Below are 24,025 nucleotides of genomic sequence, written 5' to 3'. Positions count from 1 at the left end.
GGTCAGCTGACCGCGATCGAGAACCGAGCGGTCTCCGGCTTGCCGGGGGCCGCTTTTCGGTAGCCGCCCCGCCTCAGCGCGTCGGTCGGTGCGGTCATCGGCTCCACGGCGATCAGGTTCTCGCCCGGCGGGGCGAACAGTTGCGCTGCGGGATAACCGGTTTCGAACACCACGTCGATGCGACGGCCCGCGGCCGCCAGAGTGAACACCGCGGCCTCGGGCACCTGGTCGAACCCGTCGTCGTATCCGGCGTCGCCCAGTTTCTCGTCGAACACCGGCCACGGCTCCCGGTCGCCGGTCGGGATCCCGTTGTCGTCGACCAGTAGGTGGCGCATCGCGGGCGCGGTCAGCGTCCACTGCTCGCGGGGCACACCGGGAATCGTCAGGTACGGGTGGTAGCCGAAGCACAGCGGCACCGCCGCCGCGGTCGTCGCGCGCACGGTCGTCTCGACCGTGAGGCGTCGATCGGCGAGCGTGACGCGCTGGGTGAGCACGTGGGGGAACGGGAACGACGCCAGCAGTCGTGGTGTGCCGCCGTAGTCCAGCGTCGCGGTGACGCTGTCGGCGCTCTGCGCAGTCACCACCCAGCCGGGGTAGGCGGTCAGCACGCCGTGAATCGGTGCGCCGCGGCCGTCGGCCCGCACCCCGCCGGCGCCGGGGGTCAGCGTGACGACCGCACCGTCGACGTCATAGTGGTTGGCGCTCAACCGATTTGCCCACGGGTAGAGGATCGGTATGCCCATCGTCTTGCCGTCGTCGACGTAGGCGGCCAGCCCGCGGCGCTGGCCGAGGAACTCGTCGTCCCCGTCGGCCAGCGAGGTGCCGAGCATGCCCGCCTGCGGGATGAACGTCGCGGTCATCGACGACGCCTGATCGGTCAGCGTGACGGTCTCGAACTCAACCACGCCACGATCGTCGCACGGTGGGGCGTCAGTCGTAGACGATCACCGCGCGGCCGACGAAGTCGCCGCGGCCCAGCGCGTCGATGTGGTCGTTGACATCCTCGAACCGCACCTCGGTCACCGAGTCCCTGATCTTGCCGGCCTCGGCGAGCGCGACGACTTCGGTCAGGTCGTTGTAGTTGCCCCAGAACGAGCCGAAGAACGTGTACTCGCGACCCACCAGCGGGAACAGCGGGATGTCGATGCGGTTGCCGACCAGCCCCACCGAGGCCACCGCGCCCTCGGTTGCCAGCAGCGCGAACGCCAGTCGCACGCTCTCTTCGGCGCCGACGCATTCGATGACCGCGTCCACCTCGCGCGTGCCGGTGGCGGCTTCGAGCGCGTCGCGCACCTGCTCGTCGGACTTGTCGCGAATGTTGATCGTGTGGTCGGCACCGTTGTCGGTGGCCAGCGCCAGCTTGTCGTCGCTGCGCGCGAACGCCACCACGGTGGCGCCGCCGCCCAGCAGCTTGGCGTACTGCACCGCGTAGGCGCCGAGCCCGCCGACGCCCATCACGGCCAGCGTCGCGCCCGGCCCGAGAACCCCTGCGGCGCGCAGCTTCTTGAGCCCCCGGTACGGGGTCAAACCCGCGTCGGTCAGCGGCGCCAGCGACACCGGTGACAACCGGCCGCTGACCGGGATCACCTGCTGGTAGGCCACCGGCACGTACTCGGCGTACCCGCCGTGCGGGCCGAAACCGACCCAGTGGCCCTGATTGCAGATCTGTTCGTTTCCGCGGTGGCACTGGCGGCACGACCCGTCGCCGAGCGGGCCGAACACCACCGCCTGCATGCCCTCGGTCAGCCCCGCCGACGCGGGCACCTGCGCACCGATGCGGTCGACGGTGCCCGCCACCTCGTGGCCCGGGGTGACCGGGAAGTCCATCGGCAGCGTGAAGTAGCCGTCGATGAGTTGAAAGTCCGTGCGGCACATGCCCGCTCCGCCGACCTTGATCAGCACCTCGGTGGGCCCGATGTCGGGGACGGGAATCTCTTCGAGCCGTAACGGCTGTTTGTATCCGTGCATACGCGCGGCCCGCATCGTGGTCATCGGCAGCCCCCAGGAGTTGATCTTGATCGGGAGTCTACGATCGCGCCGCCGGGCGCGCCCGGTTTTCTACCCGGCCAGCGGATCGTGCTGAATCCGTTCGGCCGGCGTTCCTTTGGCGATCAGCGCGTCGCGGGTCGCGGTGACCATCTGCGGGCCGCCGCAGATCAGGATCTGGCGGTCGCCCCAGTTGCCGTAGCGCGTCACCACCTCGGGCAGCTGTCCGGTCTGGCGCACGTGCAGGCCGCGCGGCGGTTGCACATCCGGATAGTCCCGCGCCCACGGCGGATCGACGTTGAACTCCGACACCGGGGTCACCGACAGCCACGGGTTCTGCGAGGCGATCTGCCACAGCGTGGGCAGGTCATAGAGGTCGCACGGGTAGCGCCCGCCGAAGAACAGGTGCACGCGCGGGTTCTCGCCCCAGCGGGTCAGGTCCATGATCAGTGTCCGCAGCGGGGCCAGGCCGGTGCTGCCCGCGACCATCAGCACGTCGCCGCCGTCACGGTCGACGTGCAGACCGCCGTGCGGGCTCGACAACCGCCATCGGTCCCCGGGCCGGGTCTCGGCGATGATCGCGGTGCTGACCATCCCGCCGGTCACCGACCGGATGTGGAATTCGACGCCGCCGCCGCGATCGGCCGGAATCGACGGGCTCAGGTACCGCCACCGCCGCGGCCACTGCGGCACCTGCACCGTGACGTACTGGCCGGGGTGGTAGAACAGCGGCTGGTCCAGTTGCAGGCGCACGACGGACACGTCGCGGGTGACCCGCATGTGCTCGATGACGGTGCCGTCGCAGAACGGCGGACCCTTCTCGGCGTCGGCGGCGCCGCGCATCAGACCGATCATCAGCGCGACGGCGTCGTGGGTGGCCTCGGCCAGCCGGTCGGTCCAGCGCTGGCCGAAGTGGTTGCGGAACGAGCTGTTCAGCGCGTTCTGCATGCTGTCGTAATGGTGTTGCGTGACACCGTATTTCCGGTGATCGCGGCCGAGCTGGGCGAGGAACTCCACCGGCTGCTGGGCCCGCTGGGCGACCAGCTCGCCCAGCACGTAGGTCAGCGCGTGGGCGAAGCGCTGCCGCTGGGCGGCCATGTCGGGCGGGAAGAGGTCGCGCGCGGAGGTGTCGACAGCGAACCAGTGGGTGTAGAAGCCGCGCACCAGTTCGTCGGAGCCACCCGCGGGATCGACCGCGTCGCGCAGCAGAGCCAGCGCGTCACGGTCGTCGAGTCCCACGTCGCCCGAGTGTAAGTCAGGTGGCGAGTGTCCTTCGCTGCCGGAGAGCGGCCAGCACGACCAGTGCGGTGCCGACCGCCAGCCAGCAGCTCAGCACCGCGACCGGAACTGCGGCCCCGGCACCGTCGAAGAACGCCGCCGACCGCAGCAGGGTGGCGTTGGCGCCCTGCGGCAGGAGCTGGCCGAACTGACCCCAGCCGCTCGGCAGCAGTTCCGGGCCGGTCATCAGCCCGGACAGCGGATTGCCGACCAGCACCGCGGCCAGCGCCCCCAGGGCCAGGCCGACCCGGCCGAACAGTGAGCCCAGGCCCAGCAGTGCCATGCCGGTGGCCAGCACGCCCAGCGTCAGCGCTGCGGTGACACCCCAGAAGTTGGTGTCGATCGCGCCGAGCACCCAGCGCATCAGCGCCGCGATCGTCACCCCGGCCACGCCGGAGAACACCACCATCGCCGCGAGCCGGGTCCACACTTCGCGCTTGAGCGCGAACACCAGCGCGACCGCGGGCAGCAGCGCGGCCAGCGTCAGCGGCAGTGCCGAGGCGGCCAGCCCGGCGCCGCGGGGGTCGTCGGCCGTCGGCGGGGCCAGATCCTCGACGCGCAGTTCGGCGCCGCTGTGCTCGGCGATACCGGTGCCGATCTGGGTCAGCATCTGCGCGATCATCGGGCTGCCGCCGGTGGCGATCAACGCGACCGGACCCTCGGGGGTGAGCGCGAAACCGCCGTAGACATCCCGGTTTTCGATGGCGTCGCGCAGCGCGTCGGCACCGGGGTAGTAGGTGACCGCGAACGCGCCGGGCGCCTGCTGCTCGAGCATCGCGGCAATTTGACCGCTGGCGGCGTGTGGGCCGGCCGCGCCGATCGGGACGTCGCGGGCAGCGGTGTGGGCGGCGGGCAGCGCGAAGGCGAGCGCGATGATCGCGATCACCACGGTCAGTACGAACACGACGGCCGTGGCGCGCACGGCCGCGGGCGGTTCGTGGGTCGGTGAGGCAGGACGGGTCGGCGGGGAGGTGGTGTCGGCGGTCATGGCGGAACCTTTTCATCGGACGTTGAATTTCAGGCTGATCGGAGCGTAACGCCGTCGCGCGCTGATTTCAACAGACATTGAAATGTTAGGGTCGGGGTATGCCCTCACCTGCGACGAAGCGACGTGGCCGTCGCCAGGGCGAGCCGGTGTCGCGGGACGCGGTGCTGGCTGCGGCGCGGGCCCGGTTCGCCGCCGAGGGCTACGAGAAGACGACGCTGCGGTCGATCGCCGCCGACGCGGGCGTCGACCCGGCGATGGTGCTCTACCTGTTCGGCTCGAAATCGGCGTTGTTCCGTGATGCGCTGCGCGTGATCGTCGACCCGCAGGCCCTGATCTCGGCGGTCGCCGGCGGCCCCGGCGCCGACCCCGACATCGGCGTCCGGATGGTGCGCACCTACCTGCGGATCTGGGAGTCGGAGGACTCCGGGCCGACGATGGTCGCGATGCTGCAGTCGGCCACGTCGAACAGCGATGCGCACGAAGCGTTTCGCGGGTTCATGCAGGACTACGTGCTGACCGCGGTGTCAGGCGAACTCGGTGGCGGGGAACATGCGCGGCTGCGCGCGTTGCTGGCGGCCAGCCAACTGGTCGGGACCGCGATGCTGCGCTACGTCATGAAGATCGCGCCGCTGGCGACGATGGACGGCGAGGACCTGGTGCGGCTGATCGCCCCGACCGTCACCCGGTACCTGACCGCCGACGCCACCGAACTCGGGCTACCCGACTGACTCAGAGTCCGTGAATCCCCTTGTACAGCACCATCAGACCGATCACGACGAGGATGCCCGCCATCAGCGCGGCGTGCTGGCGCTCCATCCAGTCCTTGAGCCGGTTGAGCGCGTCGTCGAGGCGGTGGCCGGACACCGCGTAGGCCAGGATGGGCAGCGCCACCGTCGACGCTGCGACCGCGACGAACCACACCACCCCGAGCCACTCGTGACGGTCCTCGGCGCCGGCCGTCCCGATCGCCAAACCCGCTGCGGCGCAGATGAACAACACCTTCGGGTTGACGACCGTCAGCGCCAGTGCGGTGGCGCCCGCGCGCGCCGGGGTCAGCTTGCTCATGCTATGCATCCAGCGCGGCATGTGCTCTGACTTGCCGCGGGTGAACCACCGGTAGGCGCCGAACGCGATCAGCGCGGCGCCGACCACGATGCGCAGCCACGACGCCCAGCCCGGCGGGTGGCCTCCGCGTCCCCCGAGCAGCCCCGACACCTGCAGGAACACGATCGTCAGCACGGTCAGCCCGGCCACCCACCCCGCCACGAAGGCCAGGCCGGTCGCCCGCGGCGCGGCGCTGTGCAGGGCCAGCACGCCGGGGATGATCGACAGCGGGGACAGCGCGATCACCAGCGCCAGCGGGATCAGTTCGGTCAGCACGGTAGAACTATGCGCTCTGCGTCGGGTGGTACTGGCAGGCCTTCCACTGGCTGCCCTCGCGCAGGAAGTCCACGTCGAAGGTGCGGTTGTTCCCGCCGGCCTGGAACCGGACGTGCGCGACGGCGTCGTCGCCGCGCGTGCTCACGGACTCCACGGTGATGCGGGTGGGCCCGTCGACTTTGCGGCTCTCGTACCAGCCGGCCGCGAACGCTGCGCCCTGCAGCATGTCGGCGCACACGTGGGCGGCGAACCCGGCGAAGTCGGTGCGGTTGTACGAGGAGTTCATCGCGTCGAGCACCGCGCGGATCTCCTGCTCGCCGGAGTCGGCGACCGCCGGGGCCGCAAGCAGCGTGCTCACCGCGGCCGCGACCGCCGCGGCGCCGACAAAGAAGCGCATGACACCCAGGATCGCCGGTGCCGCGGCGCGATCGGCGTACGACGCGCCGGGCCGGCTCAAAGAGCCGCGGAGTCCGAGGAGTTCAGGAACCGGTTCTCGCCCAGGGTTTCGACGAATTTCGGCCCGACGCGGTCGAGTTCGCGCCGAAACTCCTCGGCCCAGCTGCCGTACGGGTGGTACGCCAGGTACTCGTTGCGGAACCGGTCGTCCTCGGAGACCTCGGTGGCGCAGAACGACGGGATCGTCAGGTCGACGACGGGCTGGTTGCGTTCCACCTCGGCCAGGATCAGGGGAGCGTTGCCGGCCAGGAACCGGTCGAAGATCCAACCGTCCTCACCGAGCCAGACCGAGGAGCGGATCTTGAGGATGACGTGGTCGGCGCGCGCGACGATCGCGCCGGCGACCAGCGGGTCGAGTTCGCGCTCGGCCTCGTATCGGGTGCCGCCGACAGCCGGACCCTTCGCGGTCATGGTGCCGATCGCGTCCTCGTCCAAGGCGGCCACCAGCTCGGCGGGAGTGCCGCGCAGATCGGCCGGTGCCGTTCCCTGCAGCCGGACCCGCACCGCGTAGCCGTCCGCGGCGAACAGATACGCCTGCGCGATCAGTACCGGGCTCGGGTCGGAGGCCACCACGGCGGGCATGTCGCGGACCACGAACTTGCGCTCGAACTCGAAGTCATCGGACATATTGCGAAGCTAACCCGCCGACTGCGCGATCGTGCGGATCTCCCGGGGCGATTCCCGGCCGGACAAAAATTGGATAGACTTGAGCGGAACAGACTCAACCTTGACGGCGTTGTTCTATCCGACAAGCATTTTTGCCAAGCTCACGTACCCAGGAAAGGGAAGGTGTCGTGGACTCGTTCAACCCGACGACCAAGACTCAGGCGGCGCTGACCGCGTCGTTGCAGGCGGCCACCGCCGCAGGCAACCCGCAGATCACGCCCGCCCATCTGTTGATGGCTCTGCTGACCCAGAATGACGGCATTGCCGCACCCCTTCTCGAGGCCGTCGGCGTCGAACCCGCGACGATCCGCGCGGAAGCGCAGCGACTCCTCGACCGGCTACCCACCGCCAGCGGCGCGGCCTCGCAGCCGCAGCTCGCTCCGCAGGCCCTGGCCGCGATCACCGCCGCCCAGAATCTGGCGACCGAGATGGACGACGAGTACGTCTCGACCGAACACCTGATGGTCGGCCTGGCCACCGGCGACAGCGACACCGCGAAGCTGCTGACCGGCCACGGTGCCTCCCCGCAGGCGCTGCGCGAGGCGTTCGTCAAGGTGCGCGGCAGCGCCCGGGTCACCAGCCCCGACCCGGAGGGCACCTACCAGGCGCTGGAGAAGTACTCCACCGACCTGACCGCCCGCGCGCGCGAAGGCAAGCTCGACCCGGTCATCGGGCGGGACACCGAGATCCGTCGCGTCGTGCAGGTGCTGAGCCGTCGCACCAAGAACAACCCGGTGCTCATCGGTGAGCCCGGCGTCGGCAAGACCGCGATCGTGGAGGGCCTGGCCCAGCGGATCATCGCCGGCGACGTGCCGGAGAGCCTGCGCGACAAGACCGTCGTCAGCCTGGACCTGGGCTCGATGGTGGCCGGGTCGAAGTACCGCGGCGAGTTCGAGGAACGGCTCAAGGCCGTGCTCGACGACATCAAGAACTCGGCGGGTCAGATCATCACGTTCATCGACGAGCTGCACACCATCGTGGGTGCGGGCGCCACCGGCGACGGTTCGATGGACGCCGGCAACATGATCAAGCCGATGCTGGCCCGCGGCGAGCTGCGACTGGTCGGCGCGACCACGCTCGACGAGTACCGCAAGTACATCGAGAAGGACGCCGCGCTGGAGCGCCGCTTCCAGCAGGTGTACGTCGGCGAGCCGTCGGTCGAGGACACCGTCGGCATCCTGCGCGGCCTCAAGGACCGCTACGAGGTGCACCACGGTGTGCGGATCACCGACTCCGCGCTGGTGTCGGCGGCGACGCTCTCTGACCGCTACATCACCTCGCGGTTCCTGCCGGACAAGGCGATCGACCTGGTCGACGAGGCCGCGTCACGGCTGCGGATGGAGATCGACTCGCGGCCCGTCGAGGTCGACGAGGTCGAGCGGCTGGTGCGCCGGCTCGAGATCGAGGAGATGGCGCTGTCCAAGGAAGAGGACGCCGCCTCCAAGGAACGGTTGGAGAAGCTGCGCGCCGAACTGGCCGACCACCGGGAGAAGCTCGCCGAGCTGACGACCCGCTGGCAGAACGAGAAGAACGCCATCGACATCGTGCGCGAGCTCAAGGAGCAGCTCGAGTCGCTGCGCGGGGAAGCCGACCGCGCCGAACGCGACGGCAACCTGGAGCGGGCCGCCGAACTGCGGTACGGCCGCATCCCCGAGGTCGAGAAGAAGCTCGACGCGGCGCTCCCGCACGCCGAGGCGCGTGAGGACGTGATGCTCAAGGAGGAGGTCGGACCCGACGACATCGCCGACGTGGTGTCGGCGTGGACCGGCATCCCGGCGGGCCGGATGCTCGAGGGCGAGACCGCCAAACTGCTGCGCATGGAGGACGAACTCGGCAAGCGGGTCGTCGGCCAGCGGCGCGCGGTGACCGCGGTCTCCGACGCCGTGCGCCGCAGCCGCGCCGGTGTCGCCGACCCGAACCGGCCGACCGGCTCGTTCATGTTCCTGGGCCCGACCGGTGTCGGTAAGACCGAGCTGGCCAAGGCGCTTGCGGAGTTCCTGTTCGACGACGAGCGCGCGATGGTCCGCATCGACATGAGCGAATACGCCGAGAAGCACTCGGTCGCGCGGCTGGTCGGTGCCCCTCCGGGCTACGTCGGCTACGACCAGGGCGGTCAGCTGACCGAGGCGGTGCGTAGGCGTCCGTACACGGTGATCCTGTTCGACGAGATCGAGAAGGCCCACCCGGACGTGTTCGACGTGCTGCTGCAGGTGCTCGACGAAGGCCGGTTGACCGACGGTCAGGGCCGCACGGTCGACTTCCGCAACACGATCCTGATCCTGACGTCGAACCTGGGTGCCGGCGGCACCGAGGAGCAGGTGATGGCCGCGGTGCGCGGTGCGTTCAAGCCGGAGTTCATCAACCGGCTCGACGACGTCATCATCTTCGACGGGCTCAACCCCGAGGAGCTGGTGCACATCGTCGACATCCAGCTGGCTCAGCTGGCCAAGCGGCTGGAGCAGCGCAGGCTCACGCTCGAGGTGTCGCTGCCTGCGAAGAAGTGGCTGGGCCAGCGCGGATTCGATCCGCTCTACGGCGCCCGGCCGCTGCGCAGGCTGATCCAGCAGGCCATCGGCGACCAGCTGGCCAAGATGCTGCTGGCCGGCGAGGTGCACGACGGCGACGTCGTGCCGGTCAACCTGAGCCCGGACGGCGACTCGCTGGTGCTGGGCTGAGCCCTTGACTGAGCACTCGGCTGCCGAGTGGCCAGTTATGACGCGGATTCGATCGACAAACGCTGATTAACTTCCCACTCGGCGGCTGAGAGCAGCTGAGATAAGCCTGTAACCAAATCAAGTTCGGGATTTGGCGGCCGGTGCAAGTAGGCTGAGCACAATGGTTCCGCTTTGGTTCACGCTGTCCGCACTCTGCTTCGTGGGTGCGGGCGTGCTGCTGTACGTCGACAACGACCGACGGCGCGGGCTGGGACGTCGACGCAAGTCGTGGGCCAAGTCGCACGGCTTCGACTACGAGCACGAATCGCACGACATCCTCAAGCGCTGGAAGCGCGGCGTGATGTCCACCGTCGGCGACATCAGCGCCAAGAACGTCGTCCTCGGCCAGATCCGCGGCGAGGCGGTGTTCATCTTCGACCTCGAAGACGTCGCCACCGTGATCGCCCTGCACCGCAAGGTCGGCACCAACGTCGTCGTCGACCTGCGGCTCAAGGGCGTCAAAGAGCCCCGCGAGAACGACATCTGGCTGCTCGGCGCGATCGGCCCGCGGATGGTGTACTCCACCAACCTCGACGCCGCCCGCCGCGCCTGCGACCGGCGGATGGTGACGTTCGCCCACACCGCGCCGGACTGCGCCGAGATCATGTGGAACGAGGAGCACTGGACGCTGGTGTCCATGCCGGTCACCAGCACCCGGGCCCAGTGGGACGAGGGTCTGCGCACCGTGCGGCAGTTCAACGACCTGCTGCGGGTGCTCCCGCCGACCCCGCAGGCGATGGCCGCACAGGGTGCTCAGGGGGCGTTGGCCCGGCGCAGCGGCTCACCGAGCCGTCCGCTCACCCCGGCCCCCAGCCGCTCCGAGGCGCCGCGTCCCGAAAGCGCCCGCTACCAGCAGCCGCCCCCTCGGCCCGACGCGGGACGGCGCCCACCGCCGGCGCGCAACGGCCGGCAGTCGCCGCACTATCAGCGCTAGCGGACCGCGCCGGGCAGCGAAGTAGCCTGAAACCCATGTCCCGTCCCGTCGCCCTGATCACCGGGCCCACCTCCGGCATCGGCGCGGGTTTCGCGCGCCGCTACGCCCGCGACGGTCACGACCTGGTGCTCGTCGCCCGCGACCGCGCGCGGCTGGACAGCCTCGCCGCCGAACTGCACGACGAGGCGGGCGCGAACGTCGAGGTGCTGGTCGCCGACCTCGCCGAGGCCGCCGACCGCGGCAAGGTCGCCGACCGGCTGAGCGCCGGAGTGCAGGTACTGATCAACAACGCCGGATTCGGTACCTCCGGGGAGTTCTGGACCTCCGACTTCGCGCTGCTGCAATCACAACTCGACGTCAACGTCACCGCGGTCATGCAACTGACCCACGCCGCGCTGCCCGCGATGCTGGCCGCCGGCCGCGGCACGGTGATCAACGTCGCGAGTGTGGCCGGTCTGCTGCCCGGCCGCGGGTCGACGTACTCGGCGTCCAAGGCGTGGGTGATCGCGTTCTCCGAAGGCCTGGCGAACGGGTTGGGCGGCACCGGCGTCGGGGTGCACGCGCTGTGCCCGGGATTCGTGCGCACCGAGTTCCACGAGCGGGCCGGGATCGACATGGAGGGCACCCCGTCGTGGTTCTGGCTCCAGGTCGACGACGTGGTGCGCGAGACACTCGCCGATGCCGCGAAAGGCAAGGTGGTGATCGTACCGGGGCTGCAGTACAAGGCGGTGGTGACCGGCGGACGGTTGGTGCCGCGAAACCTGGTGCGCGCCATGACCAAAGTCGTGGGCAGGGGCCGTGGCCGGACATAGAGTCTCGTGCGCGCGCTGATCGCGACGCTGACCGCGGTCGTCGTTCTGGTGGCTTCCGCGTGCTCGGGCGACAAGACACCCGCGTCGCCGTACGCCACCCAGACCGCGACGATCGGCGAATCCCTGGCCGTACTCGGCTGGAACATGTCGCTGACCAACCTGCGCTTCGAGGGCGACCACGTGCTCGTCGACGTCGACGCATCCCCGGCGGACCCCGACGCGCCGCGCACCAAACCCGAGGACATCCGCTTCGGCCTGTCCGGTGCGCTGGCCCACCCGGTCGAAGCCAACGCGACCGACGGCTGCCGCGACATCACCGACCTTGGCGTACAACCGGTTTCGGCGCAGACACCGGACCGCCTCACCGGCACCGTGTGCATCGGACCCGCCCGCGACCAGGTGCAGGTGCGCGGGGTGTACGTGTACTCGCCGAAGGACCGGATCGAAGGCACCACCGTCGCGTATCCGGCGGCCTACCCGGTCGGGTTGCCCGCCACCCGCGACCAGGACACCGGGCTGTCGCTGAGCACCACCAGCCTCGACGCGTTCCGCGCCGACGGCGCGATGCTCGACCCGACGGCGCTCGGCGACCCCAACGCGTTCACCGGTAACGGCTACATGCTGATCGGACTCCAGATCGACGGGCTCGCGGAGCAATACCGCGAAGTGACCGAACAGCGGGGCGGGCCCGCGATGGTGCTGGTCGCCCCGACCCTGCCCGCGCCCGGCCTCAGCCACGCCTGCGACATCTACGGCGCGTCGGTGCTGGTGCTGCCCGACGCCTCCCGCGACGCGGTCCAGGTGCGCGCGTCGCTGTGCACGCAGGGCGAGATCAACAACGCGCTGCTGTACGCGACGGTCTCGCTCGTCGGCACCCACGCCGCGCTGTGGACCAAGGGTGACTGAGACACCCGGCCCCACCGAATGGGGCGAATCGCCCGGCGTCGGGCCGTGGCCCGGCCCGCCACCCGACGACGCGCGCTACGACCCCGCGCTGCTGCGCGACGGTGACACCCGCAATGTCGTTGACGCCTACCGCTACTGGACGCGGGAGGCGATCATCGCCGACATCGACCGGCGCCGCCACCCCCTGCACGTCGCGATCGAGAACTTCGGCAACGACGCCAACATCGGCGCGGTGGTGCGCACCGCGAACGCGTTCGCCGTCGACACCGTGCACATCGTCGGCAGGCGCCGCTGGAACCGGCGCGGAGCCATGGTCACCGACCGCTACCAGCGGCTGCGCCACCACGACACCACCGCCGACCTGCTGGCCTTCGCCGCCGCCGAGGGGCTCACCGTCGTCGCCGTCGACAACATCCCCGGCGCCGCGCGCATCGAGCAGACGACGCTGCCGAGGAACTGCCTGATGATCTTCGGCCAGGAGGGGCCCGGCATCACCGACGAGGCCAGCGCCGGCGCCGCGGTGACGGTGTCGATCGCCCAGTTCGGCTCGACCCGCAGCATCAACGCCGGAGTCGCCGCGGGCATCGCGATGCACGCCTGGATCACCCGACACGGAGACCTTTCACAGGCCTGGTAGGGCAGGATCGACGGTATGGACCAGCTCTGGGCCAACCGCGCCGCCAGCGCCGAGGCCGCGATCACCGCCCGACACCTCAAGCGGCTGTGGGGGCTGCCCGGCACCCAGCTCGGCGTCGTGGCCTGGCCCGCCGCGCGCAGGCACCGGTGGTTCGGCACCTGGCACTACTGGTGGCAGGCGCACCTGCTCGACAACCTCGTCGACGCGCAGCTGCGCGATCCGCAGCCCGAGCGGCTGACCCGGATCGCCCGCCAGATCCGCGGACACCGGTTGCGCAACAACCTGTCCTGGGTCAACGACTACTACGACGACATGGCGTGGCTGGCGCTGTCGCTGGAGCGGGCCGGACGGCACGCCGGCGTGGTCAAGGCGGGCGCGCTCAAGAAGCTGTCCGAACAGTTCCTCAACAGCTGGGTGCCCGAGGACGGCGGCGGGATCCCGTGGCGCAAACAGGACCAGTTCTTCAACGCCCCCGCCAACGGCCCGGCCGCGATCTTCCTGGCCCGCTATGACCGGCTGCGCCGGGCCCAGCAGATGGCGGACTGGATCGACGAGACGCTGATCGACCCCGACACCCACCTGGTGTTCGACGGGATCAAGGGCGGCTCGCTGGTGCGCGCGCAGTACACCTACTGCCAGGGCGTGGTGCTGGGTCTGGAGGCCGAACTGGCCGCGCGCACCGACGACGCCGACCACGCCCCCCGGGTGCACCGCCTGGTCGCCGCGGTCGCCGCGCACATGGCGCCCGACGGCGTGATCAAGGGCGCAGGCGGGGGGGACGGCGGACTGTTCAACGGGATCCTCGCGCGGTACCTCGCGGTCGTCGTCACCACGCTGCCGCAGCGCACCGACGCCGACGCCGCCGCGCGCGACACCGCCGGCAAGCTGGTGCTCGCCTCGGCTGAGGCCGCCTGGCAGAACTGTCAGAGCATCGACGGGCTGCCGCTGTTCGGCGCGTTCTGGGACCGCGTCGCCGAGGTGCCGACCGCGGCGGGCGCCGAAGCGCAGTTCGTCGAGGGCGCCGTCAACGCCTCCGAGGTGCCCGAGCGGGACCTGTCGGTACAGCTGGCGGGCTGGATGCTGATGGAAGCCGCGCACACCGTGACCGCGCGCGAGGACCAGCCGACCGCATGACCGCGGAGTCGATTCCGCGGATCGTCCGTATGCTGCCCGCCCGGTTCAGCCGCGACGCCAAGGCCACCAGAACCGGCGAGAACACCGCCGCCGTCCTGCTGCTGCTGTTCACCATCGCCGCGCTGGTCTGGGCGAATTCGCCGTGGGCCGACAGCTATTGGACGCTGCTGGACACCCACGTCGGGTTCGCCTTCGCCGAGCACCGGTTCGAGCTGACGGTCAAGCACCTGATCAACGACGGGCTGATGGCGTTCTTCTTCTTCATCGTCGGCCTCGAGGTCAAACACGAGTTCGCGATCGGCGAGCTCACCGAACGCGCCCGCGCGGCGGTGCCGGTGGTCGCCGCCATCGCCGGGCTCGCCGTACCCGCCGCGATCTTCCTGTTGTTCAACCCGTCCGGCGAGAACGCGCAAGCCTGGGGCGTGGTGATCTCCACCGACACCGCGTTCCTGATCGGCGCGCTGGCCGTCATCAAACCCAAGTTCCCGGCGCGGCTGCGAATCTTCCTGCTCACCCTGGCCGTCGTCGACGACGTCGGCGCGCTGCTGGTGATCGCGCTGTTCTACTCCGAACGGATCAGCGTTGCGCCACTGGTGGTTTCGTTGGTGTTGGTGGCGGCGATCGCGGCGGTGCGGTTCCTGCCGGTGGCACGCGGACCCGCCTACGCCGCGCTCGGGTTCGCGCTGTGGGTGGCGCTGTTCATGGCCGGCATCCACCCGACGCTGGCCGGTGTCGCTGTGGCGCTGCTGATTCCGGTGTTCTCACCGCAACGCAGCCAGGTCGAGGAGGTCGTGCAGCGGATCCGCGCGTTCCGGCAGTCGCCGAATTCGCGCTACGCCCGCGAGGTGACCCGCGGTCTGCGCGACTCGATCTCGATCAACGAACGCCTGCAGATGGCCGTCGGGCCGTACGTGTCGTTTCTGGTGCTGCCGCTGTTCGCGTTGGTCAACGCCGGGGTGGTGCTCGACGCCGCGAGCGTGACGGCCGCACTGCGCTCGCCGCTGACGTGGGGCATCGTCGCGGGCCTGGTGATCGGCAAGTTCGTCGGCATCACGACCGCGACGTGGCTCATGGCCCGCAGCCGGATCGGCGAACTCGCGCCGGGCATGTCGCTGCGGCGGGTCGCCGGCGGCGCGGCGCTGTCCGGTATCGGGTTCACGATCTCGCTGTTCATCGTCGACATCGCCATCGACGACCCGACCCGCAAGGAGCAGGCGATCATCGGCGTGCTGATCGCCTCGGTCGTCGCGTTCGCCCTCGGCTGGGCGATCTTCAAGCTCACCGACCGGCTCAGCCCGCCCGACCCGGTCGGCCTCAAGCTCGTCCGCCCGGTCGACCCGGACCGCGACCACATCAAGGGCGACCCCGACGCGCCGCTGACCCTGGTCGAGTACGGCGACTTCGAATGCCCGTTCTGCAGCCGGGCCACCGGCGCGATCGACGAGGTCCGCGAGCACTTCGGCGCCGAACTGCGCTACGTGTGGCGCCACATGCCGCTGGAGCGGGCCCATCCGCACGCGTTCGACGCCGCCCGCGCCAGCGAGGCCGCCGCGCTGCAGGGCCGGTTCTGGGAGATGGCTCACGAACTGTTCGGCCATCAGGACGACCTCGAATGGTCCGACATCTACCGCTACGCGGTGGCCGCCGGCTGCGACATCGAACGCTTCGACCGGGACGTGCGCGTGCACGCGTCCAAGGTGCTGCACCACGTGCAGGACGACGCCCAGGACAGCGAGGTGATGGATCTGAACTCCACGCCGACGTTCTTCGTCAACGGCGTGCGGCACAAGGGCCCGTGGGACGCCGCCAGCCTGATCCGCGCGCTGGAGCGCGGCCGCGATTAGGCCTGTTCACCCGTCTCGATCGGCGGGGCCGGAATCCCGGCGCGCTTGGCGGCGCGGCGCCGCTTGTACCACTCGATGAACATCGGCAGCACCGAGACGACCACGATCGCGATGACGATCGGCTCGAGCAGTTGCTGGACGACCTCGAAGCGGCCGAGCCAGTACCCCAGCAGCGTCAGCCCGATGCCCCACACCAGCGCACCGATCACGTTGAACAGCGTGAACACGCCGTAGCTCATGCGGGCCGCGCCGGCGGTCAGCGGCGCCAGCGTCCGGACGATCGGCACGAACCGCGCGATCACGATCGCGAACGGCCCCCTCTGTTCGAAGAACAGATGCGCTTCCTCGAGGTACTTCTGCTTGAGGAACCGGGCGTCGGGTTTGAACATCGCGGTGCCCAGGTTGCGGCCGATCCAGTAGCCGGCCTGACCGCCGAGCACCGCGGCGATCGGGATGAACACCAGCAGCTGCCAGAGCTGGAAATTGATCACCTCGCCGCCGTCCTCGGCCAGCGCGGCGGTACCGGCGGCCAGCATGCCGGCGACGAACAGCAGCGAGTCGCCCGGCAGGATCGGGAACAGCACCCCGGATTCGACGAAGATGACGACCAGCAGGCCCACCAGAGCCCAGGCGCCGAAGTACCCGAGCAACGTCATCGGGTCCAGGAAGTCGGGCATCAACGCGAGCTGGTCGGTCGCGGCCAGGGTCATGGTGGTCACAGGGCTCCAAGATACCGGTCTGTTTCGTCGGGCCCGGCAACGTCGATGCCGATACGCTCACCGGATGGCGACACACAGGGCAGTGCACGTCGAATCTGTCGGGGGAGAGCTGCACCTCACCGACGCCGAGACCGTCTCGCCGCCGCGTGACCACGTCCGGATCACGGTCGCCGCGTGCGGGGTGTGTGGCACCGACGCCGGCGTCATCAACGGTGCGTTCCCCGGGGTGAGCTGGCCGCTGACCCCGGGTCACGAGATCGCGGGCACGGTCGCGGAGATCGGCGACGGTGTCGAGGGTTTCGCGGTCGGTGACCGGGTCGCGGTCGGGTGGTTCGGCGGCAACTGCAACCGCTGTGTGCCCTGCCGCAAGGGCAAGTTCATGCAGTGCCTGCAGTTCCAGATTCCGAGCCTGGCCTATCCCGGCGGCTACGCCGAGTCGGTGACGGCGCCGGTGACCGCGCTGGTCCGGATCCCCGACGGGTTGTCGTTCGCCGAAGCCGCGCCGATGGGCTGCGCGGGGGTGACCACGTTCAACGCGCTGCGCCGCACGAACGCGGTGCCCGGTGACCTGGTGGCGGTGCTCGGTATAGGCGGGCTCGGGCACCTCGGCGTGCAGTGGTCGCGGGCCATGGGCTTCGAGACCGTCGCGATCGCGCGCGGTGGCGAGAAGGCGCACGACGCAAAGGAACTCGGCGCCCACCACTACATCAACTCGAGCGCCGAGGACGTCGCCGGTGCGCTACGGGATCTCGGCGGTGCGGCCGTGGTGCTGGCCACCGCGGCCAACTCCGCGGCGATCGGCGCGACCGTCGGCGGGCTCGGGCCCGAGGGCGAGTTGGTCATCGTCGGCGTGACCGCCGACCCGCTGCCGATCTCCCCGGCGGATCTGATCATGGGCGGGCTCAGCGTGAGCGGCCACCCGTCGGGCACCTCCCGCGACGTGGAGGAGACGATGCACTTCGCGCTGCAGAGCGGGGTGCGCGCCCGGATCGAGGAACGGCCGCTGGCCGAGGTCGCCGAGGCGTACGCGGCGATGGACGAGGGCCGCGCCCGCTACCGGATGGTCCTGACGATGTGACCGGTGCTCAGCTGACCGGGGCCTGGCAGATCTTCCACTGCTCGTCGCGGAACTCCAGGTCGAAGCTGCGCGTGGAACGGGTCTGCGGCGCGTAGGCCATGAACGCGGTGACGTTGGCCTCGGCGTGGTCGCCGTTGATGATGACCTGGTCGATGCTGGCCACCACCGGGTACTGCTTGGCCGCCGCCACCCGTTCGTGGATCTCCGCCCAGGTCTTCTCGTCGTACTTGACGTAGCTGTCGCGCTTGCTGCCGCAGGTGATGCCGCGCAGCTTGGCCAGATCACCGCTCTGGATCGCGGCGTCGAACTCCTCGATGGTCGAGCGGACCATCTCTTCCTGCGACACCTTCGGTTTGGAGTCCCGGGTCAACAGCACCGTGCCGAGCACGGCGATCGCCACCAGCGCGGCGATGACCAGCACCACCGCCGCCACCCATCCCCAGCTCCGCCGCTGCTGCTGCGACGGCTTGGGCGCCTCGCCGCGCGGTGGAATCATCTGTGGGGCAACAGGTTTGGCGCCGGGTGGGGCGGCGAACACCTCGGTGGCCGGTTCGGCGGGGGTGTCGATGCGCTGGGTGGTGCCCGCGTCGAAACCGGACGGGGCGGTGAACCGGCGTTCGCCGGGTTCGGCGTCACCGCCTTCGCTCGGGTCCGGCGGCGGCGCCGCCGACATGATCTCGGTCGCCGGTTCGTGGTCGGCGTCGTGTTCGAACGCCTCGGTGGCTGATTCGTCGGGAGCGCCTGCGCCGTCGGCGACGTTCGAATCGTCTTCGGGCTGGTCAGGCCCTGATGGGTTCGACATGCCTGCGCTCTTCCTCCTCGTGAAGCTACCGCCGGAAGCTTAGTCACCGACCGGCACGGCACAATGGACGCCATGACACGGATGGGTGATCTGCTCGGGCCGGAGCCGGTGTTGCTGCCCGGTGACAGCGAGGCTGAAGAGGAACTCGCGGCCGGGGAGAAGCCGGCGATCGTCGCCGCCGCGCACCCGTCGGCGTCGGTCGCGTGGGCCGCCCTTGCCGAGGAGGCGCTGGCCGACGACAAGGCGATCACGGCGTACGCCTACGCGCGCACCGGGTATCACCGCGGGCTCGACCAGTTGCGCCGCAACGGCTGGAAGGGTTTCGGGCCCGTCCCGTACCGCCACGAGCCCAACCGCGGGTTCCTGCGCTGTGTGGCCGCGCTCGCGCGGGCCGCCGACGCGATCGGCGAGACCGACGAGAACCAGCGCTGCCTCGATCTGCTCGACGACTGCGATCCGGGCGCGCGCACCGAACTCGGGCTGGCCTGAGCCCGGTCTACTCGGCCTCGCAGTTGCAGTCCCCGCTGCTTTCGGCCGGTTCGACCTGAACCGTGGAGTGGTCGAGCCCGCGGGCGGTCAGCACCGCGCGGGCGTCGTCGAGCACCTGCGCCGAGTCCCGGTTGCTGGTCAGGTGCGCGGTGACCATGTCCTTGCCGGGCACCAGCGTCCACACGTGCAGGTCGTGCACATCGGTGACGCCTTCGACCGCGCACAGCGCCGAGTGCAGCTCCTCGACGTCGATGTGGGCCGGCGACGACTCGGACAGGATCCGCAGCGCCGCGCGGGCCAGTGAGAACGCCCGCGGCAGCACCCACAGCGCGACGAACACCGCGACCACGATGTCGGCGTAGGGCCAGCTCGTCGTGACCGTGACGACGCCGGCGATGAGCACGCCGATGCTGCCGACCGTGTCGGCCATGACCTCCATGTAGGCGCCCTTGACCGCCAGGCTGGTCTCCGAGTGCGACCGCAGCAGCAGTACGACGACGAGGTTGGCCACCAGCCCGGCGGACGCCACGAGGATCATCGGCATCCCGGGCACCTCGGGCGCGTCGCCGATCCGTTCGATCGCCTCGTACAGGATGAACGCCGCGACGCCCAGCAGCAGCGCCGCGTTGGTGACCGCGGTGAACACCTCCGCGCGGTGCCAGCCGTAGGTGCGGGCCGGGGAGGCCTTGCCGTGCCGGGCCAGCAGCACCGCGGTCAGGCCCATGAACATCGCGACCAGGTCGGTCAGCATGTGACCGGCGTCGGCCAGCAGCGCGATCGAGTTGATCAGCAATGCGGTGACGAGCTCGATCACGAAGAACGCGGTGAGGATCGCCGCCGCGATGATCATGCGGCTGACCCGGGCGTCCCCGTGACTGTGATCGTGGCCGGCACCCATGCCAGCAATCTATGCGTAAACGCGCATATGTGGCAAGGTCACGGGGCTAGAACCAGGCCGACCAGAAGCGGGTCAACGCGCTGCCGCTCCACACCAGCGGCCGCGGCACCCCCGAGAAGTCGAAGACCCACAGCACCGTCTGCCAGAACCACTGGTTGAGCGTCGGGGTGAACAACAGCAGCAGCAGGATCAGCAGCCCCCACTGCTTGGCCGGGGCGACCGCGCGCTGCGTCTGCGGGCTCAGGTGCGGTTCCAGCGCGCCGTACCCGTCCAGCCCCGGCACCGGCAGCATGTTCAGCACGAACGCGGTCACCTGCAGGAACCCCAGGAACGCCATACCGGACCAGAACACGCCGTGGGCCGGGTCGAAGAGCGCGGCGGTCAGCACCAGCAGCGCCACGGCGAACACCAGGTTGGTGGCCGGGCCGGCCAGGCTGACCAGCGTGCGTTGGCGCGGCGTCATCCACGCGGTGCGCACGTACACCGCGCCGCCCGGCAACCCGATGCCGCCGATTGCGATGACCAGCACCGGCAGCCCGATCGACAGCAGCGGGTTGGAGTACTTGAGCGGGTTGAGCGTCAGGTACCCGCGGACCTCGACGTCGCGGTCACCGAACCGCCACGCCGTGAACGCGTGCGCGAACTCGTGGATGCACAGCGACACCAGCCAGCCCGCGATCACGAACGTGAACACCGCGACGTAGGCCAACGGTCGGCGGGCGTCGGTCGCGCAGAACCAGGCCAGCACGCCGCCGGCCACCGTGGCCGCGACGATCGCCAGGAAGACCGGGCTGGGCCGCACCGGCCGGTGCAGCGGGCGAACGCTCACGCGTCGACGCTACCGACCGCTCAACCCACCCGCAGCCAACCCTCGGTGTGCCGGTAGAGGGTCGATCGCCGGACCGCACGCGTGCCCAACTGCCCGTCGCGCACCACGAACGCCCCGGTGGTGCCCAGCTGCGCGGCCCGGCCGGCGAGCCAGCGGCCCGGCCGCATGTGCGGCGAGAGCACCGCCGCCCGCAGCCCGGGCAGCGTCGACGTGGGCTCGATCCGCACCCCGGTGACCGTGCCGTCGAACAGCACCTCGTCGTCGACGACGGCCTCCCCGGTCAGCTTCGCCGCCCGCGCACCGCGGTGCAGTTGCGCCTCACCCAGCCACAGCGCCGCGCCGACGACGGCCGTGCCGCTGTCGTCGCGGATCAGCGGGACCCGGCTCGCCGGGGCGCTCAGCGCCCGGCGGGCCTGCCAGGGGCGCCGGACGTGGGCCACCTCGACGCCGAGCCGCTCGGTGCGCATCAGCCGGGTGAGCACGGCCGCGACGTCGGCGTCCGAGCCCACCACGACCAACCGGCGGCAGTCGACATCGGCGGATTCGGCCGTGGGCAGGCCGCGCAGCGGGCGCGGTATCCGGAGGGCTCCGCACGGCAACACCACGACGTCGGCGGTGCTCATGCCAACTCCTCACACGCGGCTGGGATAAGGTAGCTCACCGGCTGTACAGCGTCGATGGCAACGCCAGCGTCGATGCAGAATCAAGCGGGAGACTACGCCATGCCGGCAATAGTGCTCATCGGCGCTCAGTGGGGTGACGAGGGCAAAGGAAAGGCCACCGATCTACTCGGTGGCCGTGTTCAGTGGGTCGTGCGATACCAGGGCGGCAACAACGCCGGCCACACCGTCGTACTCCCGACAGGGGAGAACTTCGCCCTGCATCTCATCCCGTCGGGAATCCTGACGCCGGGGGTCACCAACGTCATCGGCAACGGTGTCGTGGTCGACCCCGGGGTGCTGCTCACCGAGCTGCAGGGTCTGATCGACCGGGGCGTGGACACCGAGCGGCTGCTGATCTCGGCCGATGCGCACCTGCTGATGCCCTACCACGTGGCGATCGACAAGGTCGTCGAGCGGTACGCGGGCAGCAAGAAGATCGGCACCACCGGCCGCGGGATCGGGCCCTGTTACCAGGACAAGATCGCCCGGATCGGGATCCGCGTCGCCGACGTGCTGGACCCGGTGCTGCTGGCCGAGAAGATCGACGCCGCACTGGAATTCAAGAACCAGGTGCTGGTCAAGATCTACAACCGCAAGGCGGTGGAGTCCGCCGAGGTGGTCGACACCCTGCTGGCGCAGGCCGAGGGGTTCAAACACCGCATCGCCGACACCCGCTACCTGCTCAACACCGCGCTGGAGAACGGCGAGACCGTGTTGCTGGAGGGCTCGCAGGGCACCCTGCTCGACGTCGACCACGGCACGTATCCCTATGTCACGTCGTCGAATCCGACGGCCGGCGGTGCCGCGGTCGGATCGGGTATCGGGCCCACCCGCATCACCACGGTGCTGGGCATCCTCAAGGCCTACACCACCCGCGTCGGCTCCGGGCCGTTCCCGACCGAGCTGTTCGACGCCAACGGCGAGTACCTGTCCAAGACCGGCGGCGAGTTCGGCGTCACGACCGGAAGGCGCAGGCGCTGCGGATGGTTCGACGCGGTGATCGCCCGCTACGCCACCCGGGTCAACGGCATCACCGACTACTTCCTGACCAAACTCGATGTGCTCTCCAGCCTGGAGACGGTGCCCGTGTGCGTGGGATACCGCGTCAACGGCAAGCGCGTCGACGACATGCCGATGACCCAGTCCGACATCGCGCTGGCCGAACCGATCTACGAGGAGCTGCCCGGCTGGTGGGAGGACATCTCCGGGGCCCGCGAGTTCGACGATCTGCCCGCCCGGGCGCGTGACTACGTACTGCGTCTCGAAGAGCTTGCCGGGGCGCACATCTCGTGCATCGGCGTCGGCCCCGGCCGGGAGCAGACGATCGTGCGCCGCGACATCCTGGCTCCGTCGTGACCGACGACCCCCACCTGACCGACCCCGACTACGACAGACACGGCGGCTTCCCCGACTACGAACGCGCCGAACCCGGCCCGGGTTTCGGACGGTTCCTCACCGCGATGCGCCGCGCGCAGGACCTCGCCGTGTCCGCCGATCCCGACAGCGACACCTGGGACCGCGCCGCCGACCAAGTCGAGAACCTGGTGGCTCTGCTGGACCCGTTCGCGGCCGCTGAAGGCGTCGGGCCCGCCAACCGGGTGCCGTCGCTGCCGGGAGCCGGCAGCCTGCTGATGCCGCCCTACACCGACGTCCGGCTGAATCCGGAGGGGGTCGACCTCACGGTGCGGTTCAGCCGGTTCCACGTCGGCGGTAACAGCGCGGTGCACGGCGGGGTGCTGCCACTGCTGTTCGACTCGGTGTTCGGCATGGTGATCCACGCGGTCGGCCGACCGATCAGCCGCACCGGCTTCCTGCACGTGGACTACCGCAAGGTGACGCCGATCGACACCGACCTGACCGCCCGCGGGTGGATGCGGGAAGCGCAGGGCCGCAAGGCGTTTGTCAACGCCGAACTGCGTGACCCCGACGACAACCTGCTCGCCGAGGCCCACGGCCTGATGATTCAGCTGCTCGCCGGCCAGCCGTGACCGGACCCGCCGATCGGCGGCTGCGGCGGCTCACCACTCCGAGGGCCGCGGCGCTGGCCGGCGTGCTGTTCGCGGTGCTGTTCGCCGCGGCGCTGGTGCTGATCCGGTTGGCGCTGCCCGAGGGGGCTCCGCCGGGTTCGCAGTGGCTGCGCGAGGGCAGCGTGAACCTGCGGATCGCCGCGCTGCTGATGCCGTTCGCCGGTATCGCGTTCCTGTGGTTTCTGGGCGTGGTGCGCGACGGGTTGGGCGACTACGAGGACAAGTTCTTCTCGACGGTGCTGCTGGGCAGCGGACTGCTGTTCCTGGCGATGATGTTCGTCGCGGCCGGGGTGGGCGCCGGACTCGAACGCGGCGGCGCGGCCGGTCATCCCGCGGTCGCCGCGGTGGGGCAGATGATCCTGCTGACGATCTCCAAGACCTACGGGCTGCGGATGGCGGCGGTGTTCATGATGTCGCTGGCCACCATCTGGCTCAGGACCGGGCTGATGCCGCGCTGGCTGGTCGGCGCGAGCTACCTGCTGGCGGTCGGGCTGCTGGCCGCCGGCGACACCACCATGTGGCTGGCGCTGACGTTCCCGGCGTGGGTGCTGGTGGTCAGCGTGCTGCTGATGCGCCAGCCCCGCGCGGTCTAGCTCTCGACGAGCCGAAGCGCTTGCGCCGGACACAGTTTCACGGCTTCGCGGGCGTGTTCGAGTTCGTCGTCGGGCACCTCGTCGACGAGCACCACGACGATGCCGTCGTCGTCCTGGTCGAACACCGCGTCGGTCGACATCACGCAGTTACCGGCCTGGATGCACAGGTCGCGGTCGGCATGCACTTTCACGT

Annotated in this window: 26 protein-coding genes; 13 read left to right on the top strand and 13 right to left on the bottom strand. The window is 70.1% G+C overall.

Features of this window, described 5'->3' with window-relative positions; genetic code table 11:
* Positions 1 to 2: 2 nt before the first annotated feature.
* The 4 genes from BHQ18_RS05405 to BHQ18_RS05390 form a co-directional block, all read right to left on the bottom strand.
* Positions 3 to 905: an aldose 1-epimerase gene (locus BHQ18_RS05405; protein ID WP_069412545.1), complete on the bottom strand. Its 903-nt coding sequence runs from the start codon at positions 903 to 905 to the stop codon at positions 3 to 5.
* A 25-nt stretch (positions 906 to 930) separates the two neighbouring features.
* Positions 931 to 1,992, bottom strand: coding sequence for an NAD(P)-dependent alcohol dehydrogenase (locus tag BHQ18_RS05400; RefSeq protein WP_234794078.1), 1,062 nt, complete (start codon positions 1,990 to 1,992; stop codon positions 931 to 933).
* A gap of 66 nt (positions 1,993 to 2,058) precedes the next feature.
* Complete coding sequence (locus BHQ18_RS05395; protein ID WP_069412544.1) at positions 2,059 to 3,225, bottom strand: FAD-binding oxidoreductase; 1,167 nt, start codon at positions 3,223 to 3,225, stop codon at positions 2,059 to 2,061.
* A gap of 16 nt (positions 3,226 to 3,241) precedes the next feature.
* Entirely contained in the window at positions 3,242 to 4,252 is a 1,011-nt protein-coding gene (locus BHQ18_RS05390) for a hypothetical protein (RefSeq protein ID WP_069412543.1), read from the bottom strand.
* A 98-nt stretch (positions 4,253 to 4,350) separates the two neighbouring features.
* Here BHQ18_RS05390 and BHQ18_RS05385 point away from each other — a divergent pair, with 98 nt between their 5' ends.
* Complete coding sequence (locus BHQ18_RS05385; protein ID WP_084293892.1) at positions 4,351 to 4,980, top strand: TetR/AcrR family transcriptional regulator; 630 nt, start codon at positions 4,351 to 4,353, stop codon at positions 4,978 to 4,980.
* 1 nt (position 4,981) lies between these two features.
* On the opposite strand, the gene BHQ18_RS05380 is transcribed toward BHQ18_RS05385, so the two are convergent.
* Genes BHQ18_RS05380 through BHQ18_RS05370 form a run of 3 tightly spaced genes read right to left on the bottom strand, consistent with a single transcriptional unit; the run spans position 4,982 to position 6,715 of the window.
* Positions 4,982 to 5,632, bottom strand: a complete 651-nt coding sequence (locus tag BHQ18_RS05380) for a GAP family protein (RefSeq protein ID WP_069412541.1) — start codon at positions 5,630 to 5,632, stop codon at positions 4,982 to 4,984.
* A gap of 7 nt (positions 5,633 to 5,639) precedes the next feature.
* The gene (locus BHQ18_RS05375; RefSeq protein WP_069412715.1) at positions 5,640 to 6,029 is read right to left on the bottom strand and encodes an Rv0361 family membrane protein; all 390 of its coding nucleotides are present in this window, start codon (positions 6,027 to 6,029) and stop codon (positions 5,640 to 5,642) included.
* A 56-nt stretch (positions 6,030 to 6,085) separates the two neighbouring features.
* Positions 6,086 to 6,715 carry a CYTH domain-containing protein gene (locus BHQ18_RS05370; RefSeq protein WP_069412540.1) on the bottom strand — a complete coding sequence of 210 codons (630 nt, stop codon included), beginning with the start codon at positions 6,713 to 6,715 and terminating at the stop codon, positions 6,086 to 6,088.
* A 167-nt stretch (positions 6,716 to 6,882) separates the two neighbouring features.
* On the opposite strand from BHQ18_RS05370, the gene clpB reads away from it, so the two are divergent.
* The 7 genes from clpB (at position 6,883) to nhaA (ending at position 15,735) form a co-directional block, all read left to right on the top strand.
* Positions 6,883 to 9,429 carry an ATP-dependent chaperone ClpB gene (clpB, locus tag BHQ18_RS05365; RefSeq protein WP_069412539.1) on the top strand — a complete coding sequence of 849 codons (2,547 nt, stop codon included), beginning with the start codon at positions 6,883 to 6,885 and terminating at the stop codon, positions 9,427 to 9,429.
* 160 nt (positions 9,430 to 9,589) lie between these two features.
* Positions 9,590 to 10,402: a trehalose monomycolate transport factor TtfA gene (gene ttfA, locus BHQ18_RS05360; protein WP_069412538.1), complete on the top strand. Its 813-nt coding sequence runs from the start codon at positions 9,590 to 9,592 to the stop codon at positions 10,400 to 10,402.
* Positions 10,403 to 10,437: 35 nt separating this feature from the next.
* Positions 10,438 to 11,214 carry an SDR family NAD(P)-dependent oxidoreductase gene (locus BHQ18_RS05355; RefSeq protein ID WP_069412537.1) on the top strand — a complete coding sequence of 259 codons (777 nt, stop codon included), beginning with the start codon at positions 10,438 to 10,440 and terminating at the stop codon, positions 11,212 to 11,214.
* Between the two features lie 6 nt (positions 11,215 to 11,220).
* Positions 11,221 to 12,120, top strand: coding sequence for a hypothetical protein (locus BHQ18_RS05350; protein ID WP_069412536.1), 900 nt, complete (start codon positions 11,221 to 11,223; stop codon positions 12,118 to 12,120).
* Entirely contained in the window at positions 12,113 to 12,757 is a 645-nt protein-coding gene (locus BHQ18_RS05345; protein ID WP_069412535.1) for a TrmH family RNA methyltransferase, read from the top strand. Before BHQ18_RS05350 ends, BHQ18_RS05345 begins: the two co-directional genes overlap by 8 nt.
* A gap of 15 nt (positions 12,758 to 12,772) precedes the next feature.
* The gene (locus BHQ18_RS05340; RefSeq protein WP_069412534.1) at positions 12,773 to 13,891 is read left to right on the top strand and encodes a glycoside hydrolase family 76 protein; all 1,119 of its coding nucleotides are present in this window, start codon (positions 12,773 to 12,775) and stop codon (positions 13,889 to 13,891) included.
* A complete protein-coding gene (gene nhaA, locus BHQ18_RS05335; protein ID WP_069412533.1) occupies positions 13,888 to 15,735 on the top strand; it encodes a Na+/H+ antiporter NhaA in 1,848 nt (615 codons plus the stop codon). Before BHQ18_RS05340 ends, nhaA begins: the two co-directional genes overlap by 4 nt.
* Here the strand turns inward: nhaA and BHQ18_RS05330 are convergent.
* Complete coding sequence (locus tag BHQ18_RS05330) at positions 15,732 to 16,445, bottom strand: DedA family protein (protein ID WP_234794089.1); 714 nt, start codon at positions 16,443 to 16,445, stop codon at positions 15,732 to 15,734. The genes nhaA and BHQ18_RS05330 overlap by 4 nt on opposite strands.
* A gap of 73 nt (positions 16,446 to 16,518) precedes the next feature.
* Between BHQ18_RS05330 and BHQ18_RS05325 the strand changes: the two genes are divergently transcribed.
* On the top strand, positions 16,519 to 17,532 hold the full coding sequence (locus tag BHQ18_RS05325) for an alcohol dehydrogenase catalytic domain-containing protein (RefSeq protein WP_069412532.1): 1,014 nt from the start codon (positions 16,519 to 16,521) through the stop codon (positions 17,530 to 17,532).
* A 7-nt stretch (positions 17,533 to 17,539) separates the two neighbouring features.
* On the opposite strand, the gene BHQ18_RS05320 is transcribed toward BHQ18_RS05325, so the two are convergent.
* Positions 17,540 to 18,334, bottom strand: a complete 795-nt coding sequence (locus BHQ18_RS05320) for an Rv0361 family membrane protein (protein WP_069412531.1) — start codon at positions 18,332 to 18,334, stop codon at positions 17,540 to 17,542.
* A 72-nt stretch (positions 18,335 to 18,406) separates the two neighbouring features.
* On the opposite strand from BHQ18_RS05320, the gene BHQ18_RS05315 reads away from it, so the two are divergent.
* On the top strand, positions 18,407 to 18,823 hold the full coding sequence (locus BHQ18_RS05315) for a DUF3151 domain-containing protein (protein ID WP_069412713.1): 417 nt from the start codon (positions 18,407 to 18,409) through the stop codon (positions 18,821 to 18,823).
* A gap of 7 nt (positions 18,824 to 18,830) precedes the next feature.
* Here BHQ18_RS05315 and BHQ18_RS05310 read toward each other — a convergent pair whose 3' ends face one another.
* Genes BHQ18_RS05310 through BHQ18_RS05300 form a run of 3 tightly spaced genes read right to left on the bottom strand, consistent with a single transcriptional unit; the run spans position 18,831 to position 21,173 of the window.
* Positions 18,831 to 19,721 (bottom strand): cation diffusion facilitator family transporter, encoded by an 891-nt coding sequence (locus tag BHQ18_RS05310; protein WP_069412530.1) that lies wholly within the window; start codon positions 19,719 to 19,721, stop codon positions 18,831 to 18,833.
* 46 nt (positions 19,722 to 19,767) lie between these two features.
* Positions 19,768 to 20,550, bottom strand: a complete 783-nt coding sequence (locus BHQ18_RS05305) for a site-2 protease family protein (RefSeq protein ID WP_069412529.1) — start codon at positions 20,548 to 20,550, stop codon at positions 19,768 to 19,770.
* 20 nt (positions 20,551 to 20,570) lie between these two features.
* Positions 20,571 to 21,173, bottom strand: a complete 603-nt coding sequence (locus BHQ18_RS05300; protein ID WP_069412528.1) for a peptidase M50 — start codon at positions 21,171 to 21,173, stop codon at positions 20,571 to 20,573.
* Between the two features lie 99 nt (positions 21,174 to 21,272).
* Between BHQ18_RS05300 and BHQ18_RS05295 the strand changes: the two genes are divergently transcribed.
* The 3 genes from BHQ18_RS05295 to BHQ18_RS05285 are packed head-to-tail and all read left to right on the top strand — an operon-like array spanning position 21,273 to position 23,832.
* Positions 21,273 to 22,568, top strand: a complete 1,296-nt coding sequence (locus BHQ18_RS05295; RefSeq protein WP_069412711.1) for an adenylosuccinate synthase — start codon at positions 21,273 to 21,275, stop codon at positions 22,566 to 22,568.
* Positions 22,565 to 23,200 (top strand): PaaI family thioesterase, encoded by a 636-nt coding sequence (locus BHQ18_RS05290; RefSeq protein ID WP_069412527.1) that lies wholly within the window; start codon positions 22,565 to 22,567, stop codon positions 23,198 to 23,200. Before BHQ18_RS05295 ends, BHQ18_RS05290 begins: the two co-directional genes overlap by 4 nt.
* On the top strand, positions 23,197 to 23,832 hold the full coding sequence (locus BHQ18_RS05285) for a hypothetical protein (RefSeq protein ID WP_069412526.1): 636 nt from the start codon (positions 23,197 to 23,199) through the stop codon (positions 23,830 to 23,832). The genes BHQ18_RS05290 and BHQ18_RS05285 overlap by 4 nt, the downstream gene beginning before the upstream one ends.
* Here the strand turns inward: BHQ18_RS05285 and BHQ18_RS05280 are convergent.
* Positions 23,829 to 24,023, bottom strand: coding sequence for a ferredoxin (locus BHQ18_RS05280; RefSeq protein WP_069412712.1), 195 nt, complete (start codon positions 24,021 to 24,023; stop codon positions 23,829 to 23,831). The two genes, BHQ18_RS05285 and BHQ18_RS05280, sit on opposite strands and share 4 nt — an antisense overlap.
* Positions 24,024 to 24,025: the final 2 nt, after the last annotated feature.

This window comes from Mycolicibacterium flavescens (genome assembly GCF_001722335.1).
GTDB classification, from domain to species: domain Bacteria; phylum Actinomycetota; class Actinomycetes; order Mycobacteriales; family Mycobacteriaceae; genus Mycobacterium; species Mycobacterium flavescens.
The sequence above is the reverse complement of the archived record's forward strand: the minus strand, read 5'-3'. Positions and strand labels throughout refer to the sequence as shown.